Raw genomic sequence first — 7,279 nt, 5'->3', positions numbered from 1 at the left:
GGTGGTGTTGTCCGGCGGCGGCTCGCGCAGCAGCGTCTGGCCGCAGATTTTCGCCGATGTGCTCGGCGTGCCCGTCACCGTGGCGCGCAGCCGCGAAACCGGCGCGCTGGGAGCGGCGATCGCGGCGGGCACCGGCGTCGGCATTTTCGCGGACTACAGTGCCGGTGCAACCGCCATGACAGCGGCCGCCCGACATTTTGTACCCAACGAGACGGTTGCTCACGCATACGCACGGCGGTATCGACTCTATGGCGAGATCAACCAGGCGATGACCCCGATGTGGGAGCGCATCGCCGGACAGCAGGCGCGCACGTGACCGAAGCTTCACCGTCTCCGTTCGGCAGTTACGACTACGTCATCGTCGGTGCCGGCTCCGCCGGCTGCGTGCTCGCCAACCGGCTCTCGGCCGATCCGCGCAACAAGGTGCTGCTGCTCGAGGCCGGCGGCAGCGACCGCTATCACTGGGTCGATATCCCGATCGGCTATCTCTTCTGCATGGGCAACCCGCGTACCGACTGGATGATGAAGACCGAGCCGGAAGCCGGTCTCAACGGACGCAGCCTCAACTATCCGCGCGGCAAGGTGCTCGGCGGCTGTTCATCGATCAACGGCATGATCTACATGCGCGGCCAGGCTGCCGACTATGATGGCTGGCGCCAGGCCGGCAATGCCGGCTGGGGCTGGGACGATGTCCTGCCTTACTTCCTCAAGTCGGAAGACTTCCATGGTGGCAAGAGCGCCATGCACGGCAGCGGCGGCGAGTGGCGGGTCGAACGGCAGCGGCTTTCATGGCCGATCCTCGACGCCTTCGGGGACGCGGCCGAGGAACTCGGCATTCCGCGCACCGAAGACTTCAACACCGGCACCAATGAAGGCTCGGGCTATTTCGAGGTCAACCAGAGGAAGGGCGTCCGCTGGAACACATCGAAGGCGTTTTTGCGCGGTATAGCGGGGCGCAAGAACCTGCGCGTAGTGCTCGGCGCGGAAACCGAACGGCTCGAATTCGACGGCCGGCGCGTCACCGGACTGGTTTTCCGCCAAGGCGGCCGCCTGCATCAGGTCCGCGCTGGACAGACGATCCTTGCGGCCGGCGCCATCAACTCGCCCAAGCTGCTCGAACTGTCGGGGGTGGGGCGCCCCGACCTGCTCTCGGGCATCGGCGTGGATGTTCGTCACGCGCTGCCGGGTGTCGGTGAAAATCTGCAGGACCATCTGCAGATACGCACCGTCTTCAAGGTCGCCAACACCGCCACACTCAACCAGCGCTACCACAATCTGGTCAGCCGTGCGTCGATGGGGCTGGAATACGCGCTCAAGCGCAGCGGGCCGCTGTCGATGGCGCCAAGCCAGCTCGGCATCTTCGCCAGGAGCGATCCGCGCCTCGCAACGCCCGATCTGGAATATCATGTGCAACCGCTGAGCACCGACCGTCTGGGCGAGCCGCTGCATCGCTTTCCCGCGGTCACCGTCTCGGTCTGCAATCTGCGTCCGGAAAGCCGGGGCAGCGTGCACATGGCTTCGTCCGACGCGCGGGAGACGGCGAAGATCCGGCCGAACTATCTTTCCACCGAGGGAGACCGCAGCGTGGCCGTCGCGTCGTTGCGCCATGTCCGCAGCTTGATGAAGGCTCGGGCGGTGGCGCGCTTTGCGCCGGAAGAGATGCTGCCCGGCACGCAGTATGACAGCGATGAAGAGCTCATCCGCAAGGCCGGCGATATCGGCACGACGATCTTCCACCCCGTCGGCACCTGCAAGATGGGTTCGGATACGATGGCGGTGGTCGACGACGGCCTGCGTGTTCACGGGCTTGCCGGGCTGCGCGTGGTCGATGCCTCGATCATGCCGACAATCGTCTCGGGCAACACCAACTCGCCGGTCGTCATGATCGCGGAGAAGGCAGCCGAGATGATCCTGCAAGAGGCCCGCTGACCGCCATCGGCTTCAAGCCGTGGCAACACCGCGCGATCGCCGCTTCTCGGCCGCCGCGAGCAGATCGACGAAGGTGCGCACCTTGGCGGGCCGGAACCGGGCCGGCGGAAAGACTGCGTGGATGCCGCCTGACGGCAGGCTCCAGTCGGCAAATACCGGCACCAGCCGCCCCTCGGCGATATCGTCGCTGACGCTGTAGTCCGGAAAGACGCCCAGCCCGATGCCGACGAGCACGCAAGCAAGGGCGGCGGGGCTCTTGTCGCACATGAGGACCGGATTGAGCTCGGTCAGCACCGTTTCGCCATCCCTGGAAAACAGCCATTGGCCGATGCCGCGCAACTGGGTGTTGCCGACCCAGGCCAGCGATCTTGCCTGGTGCGGCGTCAGGTCGGGCGGCAGGCTCGCCGCGAAGCCAGGGCTCGCCACCACGATTTGCCGGATCGTCCCCAGCCGCCGCGCCTGGTTCGAGGAATCGGTGAGCCAGCCGACGCGGATGCCGAGATCGATCTGCTCGTCCACCAGATTGCTGACGGCGTCGTCGAAGATCGCCTCGACGCGCATCTGCGGATAGGTTCTGAGATAGGCCGCCATGACCGGAGCCACCATCTTGGTGCCGTAGTCGAGCGGCGCCGTCAGCCTCAGCGTTCCGCTCGGTTCGACGGCCCCGCGCGAGATTTCGCCATAGGCGGCCTCCGCTTCCCGCAGGATGATCATCGCGCGGTCATAGAAGAGGCGCCCCTCTTCGGTCGGCGTGACACGCCGGGTCGTGCGCTGCAGCAGCGTTGCGCCCAGTTCCTCTTCGAGCTTGCCGATCTGATGGCTGACCACGGCCTTGGCGACGCCAAGCCGGTTGGCTGCGGCCGTGAACGAGCCGGTTTCCATCACCGTGGTGAAGTAGGCGAGCCGATTGAGGTTCAGAAGTTCGGCCAAGCTGGCTGCCATTTGTATGATCAGATCATACAGTTTGTATTATTGGGTGCCATTTATCGCAAGACCCCCACCTGCCACATATCAGCCAACGGCATTCGATCAAGCCGGCAGCCGGATCATGGGTAGCAGCGATTATGAACAATTCAGAAGTGACCTATCTTTTCGATCCGCTCTGCGGCTGGTGCTATGGTGCCACCCGGATGCTCGGCCGGTTGTCGGCCGCCGGCGTGCGCGTCGAGCTGCTGCCGACCGGCCTGTTTTCCGGCGCCGGCGCGCGTCCGATGGATGAAGGTTTTGCGGCGCACGCCTGGGCGAACGACCAGCGCATCGAGCGCCTGACCGGACAATCGTTCACGCCGGCCTACCGGCACAATGTCCTCAATGTCCGTGGCACCCTGCTCGACTCACATGCCGCCACACTCGGCATCACTGCCGCTGGCCTGGAGGACCCTAGCCGCCGGTTTGCGGCGCTGAAGACGATCCAGCATGCGCGCTATGTAGAAGGACGCGATGTCGTGACGATCGGCGGTGTGGCCGAGGTGCTCGCCGCCGACGGCATGGCGGACGCCGCCGAAATGCTCAAGGCGCCGACCGAAACATTGCTGGCGGCTCACCGCGATCAGGTTGGCCGTGGCCGTGCGCTGTTCCAGCGCCTGCATGCCGATGGCGTGCCTTCGCTCGCGGTCATCCGCAACGATGCGCCCCGGCTCATCGGTTCGAACGCGCTGTTCGGCAGCTTCGACAATCTCGTCGCCCACATCGCGGCGGCGTGACCCCATCCTCCAGACCCCCAAGCATAAGGAAACAGACATGGCAAAAGTCGCTCTCATTGGTGCATCGGGCGCTGTCGGTTCGCGCCTTCTCAGGGAACTCTCCGATGGCGGCCATACCGTCACGGGCATCGCGCGCAACCCGGAAAAGATTGTCGCGCTTCCGGGCGTGACGGCCAGGAAGGGCGATGTCTTCGACACAGAAGGTCTCGCGGACCTGATCCGCGGCCATGACGCTGTGATCAGCTCTGTGCATTTCCTGGATAGCGATACCGATGCACTGATCGAGGCGGTGCGCGCCTCCGGCGTGAAGCGCTATCTCGTCGTCGGCGGCGCCGGCAGTCTCGAAGTCGCGCCCGGCAAGCGGCTGGTCGATAGCCCCGACTTCCCGGCGATCTACAAGGCAGAAGCGCAGAAGGGCGCCGACTTCCTGGACAGATTGAAGACGGTCGACGACCTCGATTGGACGTTCCTGTCGCCATCCGCCATGTTCGTGCCTGGCGAGCGCACCGGCAAATTCCGCCTCGGCAAGGACACGCTTCTCGCCTCCGACGAGGGCAGCAGCATTTCCTTCGAGGACTACGCGATCGTCATGGTCGACGAGATCGAGAAGCCGGCCCATATCAGGCAGCGCTTCACCGTCGGCTATTGAGCGAACGGATGGTGGCGGCCGGGTCTCAATCGAGGCCGGCCGACGCCAGCCGCATCAGGGTCCGGTTCAATCTCGGTGCTGCCGCCACCAGCGCCTTTCCAATGGCCGATTGCGGTGCGTCGATGACGGTTCGGGCATCGCCGTTCTCGGCAACCCGGCCGGCGTCGAGAAGGATAACGCGGTGGGCGATCGACCGGATGACGCCGAGATCATGTGAAATGAAGAGATAGGCGATCTTTTCCTGGCGCTGCAGGTCGAGCAAAAGCTCGAGGATCTCCCCGCGCACGGAAACGTCGAGCGCCGACACCGCTTCATCGAGCACGATCAGCGACGGCTTCGTGGCGATGGCGCGGGCAATGGCGACGCGCTGCCGCTGGCCGCCTGAGATTTCATGGATGGCACGCGGGGCGAGGTCCGCCGTCAGCCCGACGCGCTCCAGCAAGGCGGCGATGCGGCGCGGGCGCTCGCTGCGGGAAGCGATGCCATGGATGCGCAAGGGATCGTCGAGCACACGCGCCACTGTGGCGCGCGGGTTGAAGGCGGCAAGCGGGTCCTGGAACACCATTTGCAGGCGCGCGCGGCGGGCACGCAGTGCTGCGCTGCGCAGGGCCAGGAAATCGTCGCCTTCGAACTCGATGCGTCCGTCGTCCGGCTCGATCAATCGCAGCACCACCCGCGCGATCGTCGATTTGCCGCTGCCGGAGGGTCCGGCCAACGCCAGCGTTTCGCCCGGCTCGATGTGAAAGGAGACATCGTCGACTGCAGCGATGGTGTTGTCGCCGCGACGGTAGCGCTTGGTGAGGTTGGACACCGCCAGCAGGCTCATGCGTGGAGCCCGGCTCGGTTCAGCAGCGGCTTGGTGTCGAGGCCGATATCGGCATCGAGCAATGCGCGCGTATAGGGTTGGGCCGGGGCGCCGACAATCTGCGCCGTCATGCCAAGCTCGACCAACTGCCCATGGCGGAAAACGGCGATGCGCCCGGCAAGCTCGGCCGCCAGCGCGATGTCATGGCTGATGAACAGCAGCGTCATGCCGTCCTCGGTCACCAGGCGTCGGATCAAGGCGACGATCTCGGCCTGCACGATGGTATCGAGCGCGCTGGTCGCTTCGTCGGCGATCAGCAATTTCGGACCGGCCGCAATGGCGGCGGCGATCGCCACACGCTGCTTCTGGCCGCCGGAAAGCTGGTGCGGGAAGGCGCGCAGGGCCGAGTCAGGATCGGGCAGGCGGACGCGTTCGAGCAGGGTTTTGGCCCTGGCATAGGACTGGGACCAGGTGAGGCCGAGATGGGTGCGGGCGACTTCGGCGATTTGTTTGCCGATTGGCATTACGGGGTCGAGGCTGGCGGATGGGTCCTGGAAGACGAAACCGATATCGCGGCCGCCGCGGGGAGGGTGACTTGATCTGGTGAAGAGCTTTTGCGGTCTGTGCTCTACGAGGCCCCCCTCTGTCCTGCCGGACATGTCCGGCAGGACAGAGGGAGGTGCCTTGGCGCCCAACGCCGACGGTAGGAACCAATCGATCTTTCCTTCAGTCTTGGTGCTTGCCGGCAACAGCCCGGCAATCGCCAGCGCCAGCGTGCTCTTGCCCGAGCCACTTTCGCCGATGATGGCCAAGCGCTCGCCAGCCTCTATATCGAGGCTGACATCCTTCAGCGCCGCCACCTCGCTGCCGTCGCGGCGGTAGGTCACCGTCAGGTCGCGGATCGAAGCCAGCGCGGTCACGACAGGCCTCTCCTGACCGCCGTCGTCTCGACAATGCCTTCACCGGCGAGATAGACGCCGAGCACGGTCAGCACCAGCGCTATGCCCGGGACGATCGACAGGAAGGGCGCGGTGCGCAGGACAGCGCGGCCTTCGGCAATCATGCCGCCCCAGGTGACCCGGTTGGGATCGCCCAGGCCGAGGAACGACAAGGCCGCCTCGGTGAGGATCGCCGCGGCGACGATCACCGACGACATCGCCAGCACCGGCGGCAAGGCATTGGGCAGCACCTCGCGAAAGGCGATCGCCAGCGGGTGCATGCCGATGACCCTGGCGCCGGCGACATAATCGCGTTCGCGAATGGAGAGGACTTCCGCGCGGGCGACACGGGCTGGTCCGGTCCAGGTGCCGAGCGCGATGGCGATCACGACGATGCCGAGCGACGGTCCGACGACGCTGACGAAGGCCAGTGCCAGCAGGAAACTCGGCACGGTCTGGAAGGCGTCGGTGATGCGCATCAGCACCTCGTCGACGAGGCCGCCGGCAAAGCCGGCCAATGTGCCGACCACTGCCCCGACGACAAGTGCGGCGGCCGCGGCGGCGATCCCGACAGCCAGCGATGTGCGGGCGCCATGAAAAAGCTCGGCCAGCACGTCGCGGCCAAGCCGATCGGTGCCAAGCGGGAGCGACCAGTCCTGGAACGGCGGCAGCAGCGCCGGCCCGGCAATCGCTTGCGGATCGCCGGGGAACAGCAGCGACGCCGACAGTGCCATGGCGATCAGCGCCGCCAGGAGGATGGCGCCGGCGACCGCCTCGGGCGTGCGCAGAAAGCGGCGGAGGGCACTCATGCGCCGGCCTCGCAGGCGCCGACGCGCGGGTCGAGGAAGGCATAGGCGATGTCGACGGCAAGGTTGATGACAATGACCAGGACGGCGCTGGTGAGAATAATGCCGAGCAGAAGCGGCGTATCGCGGGAGGCGACTGCCTCCTGCGCCAGCCGGCCGAGGCCGGGCACGGAAAAGACGCTCTCGATGACGACACTGCCGCCGAGCATCTGCGCCGACTGCAGGCCGAGCATGGTGACCAGCGGCAGCAGTGCATTGCGGGCGACGTGGGCGAGCACGATGCGGCGGCGTGATAATCCCTTGGCGCGCGCGGCCAAGACGAAATCCTGCCGCCAGACCTCGGCCATGCCGGCGCGCATCATGCGCAGATAGAGCGCCAGGTAGATGAAGCCGAGGGCCGAAACAGGCAGGATAAGATGGACGGCGATGTCGGCTGCGCGGTCAAGGCC

General features: G+C 66.0%; 9 protein-coding genes. 4 read left to right on the top strand and 5 right to left on the bottom strand.

The window, feature by feature from the left end; all coding sequences use genetic code 11:
• A partial coding sequence (locus EN994_RS11510) for an FGGY-family carbohydrate kinase (RefSeq protein WP_245466010.1) occupies nt 1-316 on the top strand: 316 nt, incomplete at its 5' end.
• Nucleotides 313-1,929, top strand: a complete 1,617-nt coding sequence (locus EN994_RS11505) for a GMC family oxidoreductase (protein WP_127307542.1) — start codon at nt 313-315, stop codon at nt 1,927-1,929. The genes EN994_RS11510 and EN994_RS11505, both read left to right, overlap by 4 nt.
• A gap of 12 nt (nt 1,930-1,941) precedes the next feature.
• Here the strand turns inward: EN994_RS11505 and EN994_RS11500 are convergent, their stop codons facing one another.
• Entirely contained in the window at nt 1,942-2,859 is a 918-nt protein-coding gene (locus EN994_RS11500; RefSeq protein ID WP_063170340.1) for a LysR family transcriptional regulator, read from the bottom strand.
• Nucleotides 2,860-2,993: 134 nt separating this feature from the next.
• Between EN994_RS11500 and EN994_RS11495 the strand changes: the two genes are divergently transcribed.
• Together EN994_RS11495 and EN994_RS11490 are read left to right on the top strand one after the other, a co-directional pair.
• Nucleotides 2,994-3,632, top strand: a complete 639-nt coding sequence (locus EN994_RS11495) for a DsbA family protein (RefSeq protein ID WP_024504444.1) — start codon at nt 2,994-2,996, stop codon at nt 3,630-3,632.
• Between the two features lie 37 nt (nt 3,633-3,669).
• Nucleotides 3,670-4,281 carry an NAD(P)-dependent oxidoreductase gene (locus EN994_RS11490; RefSeq protein WP_063169057.1) on the top strand — a complete coding sequence of 204 codons (612 nt, stop codon included), beginning with the start codon at nt 3,670-3,672 and terminating at the stop codon, nt 4,279-4,281.
• Nucleotides 4,282-4,306: 25 nt separating this feature from the next.
• Here the strand turns inward: EN994_RS11490 and EN994_RS11485 are convergent, their stop codons facing one another.
• From EN994_RS11485 to EN994_RS11470, 4 genes are all read right to left on the bottom strand, one after another.
• A complete protein-coding gene (locus EN994_RS11485; RefSeq protein WP_013529483.1) occupies nt 4,307-5,107 on the bottom strand; it encodes an ATP-binding cassette domain-containing protein in 801 nt (266 codons plus the stop codon).
• Nucleotides 5,104-6,006 (bottom strand): ABC transporter ATP-binding protein, encoded by a 903-nt coding sequence (locus tag EN994_RS11480; RefSeq protein ID WP_063169056.1) that lies wholly within the window; start codon nt 6,004-6,006, stop codon nt 5,104-5,106. The genes EN994_RS11485 and EN994_RS11480 overlap by 4 nt, the downstream gene beginning before the upstream one ends.
• Nucleotides 6,003-6,833 (bottom strand): ABC transporter permease, encoded by an 831-nt coding sequence (locus EN994_RS11475; RefSeq protein WP_063169055.1) that lies wholly within the window; start codon nt 6,831-6,833, stop codon nt 6,003-6,005. The genes EN994_RS11480 and EN994_RS11475 overlap by 4 nt, the downstream gene beginning before the upstream one ends.
• Nucleotides 6,830-7,279: ABC transporter permease (locus tag EN994_RS11470; RefSeq protein WP_164745875.1), on the bottom strand; the 450-nt coding region annotated here is incomplete at its 5' end. The genes EN994_RS11470 and EN994_RS11475, both read right to left, overlap by 4 nt.

Source organism: Mesorhizobium sp. M7A.F.Ca.CA.002.09.1.1 (assembly GCF_003998555.1).
Classification (GTDB): domain Bacteria; phylum Pseudomonadota; class Alphaproteobacteria; order Rhizobiales; family Rhizobiaceae; genus Mesorhizobium; species Mesorhizobium ciceri.
This window is presented reverse-complemented; position numbering and strand designations above follow the sequence as displayed.

What these genes read in the sequence shown, in the direction of transcription:
- EN994_RS11495 (WP_024504444.1), top strand. Translation starts at nt 2,994, where the DNA reads ATGAACAATTCAGAAGTGACCTATCTTTTCGATCCGCTCTGCGGCTGG.
- EN994_RS11490 (WP_063169057.1), top strand. Translation starts at nt 3,670, where the DNA reads ATGGCAAAAGTCGCTCTCATTGGTGCATCGGGCGCTGTCGGTTCGCGC.
- EN994_RS11485 (WP_013529483.1), bottom strand. Translation starts at nt 5,107, where the DNA reads ATGAGCCTGCTGGCGGTGTCCAACCTCACCAAGCGCTACCGTCGCGGC.
- EN994_RS11475 (WP_063169055.1), bottom strand. Translation starts at nt 6,833, where the DNA reads ATGAGTGCCCTCCGCCGCTTTCTGCGCACGCCCGAGGCGGTCGCCGGC.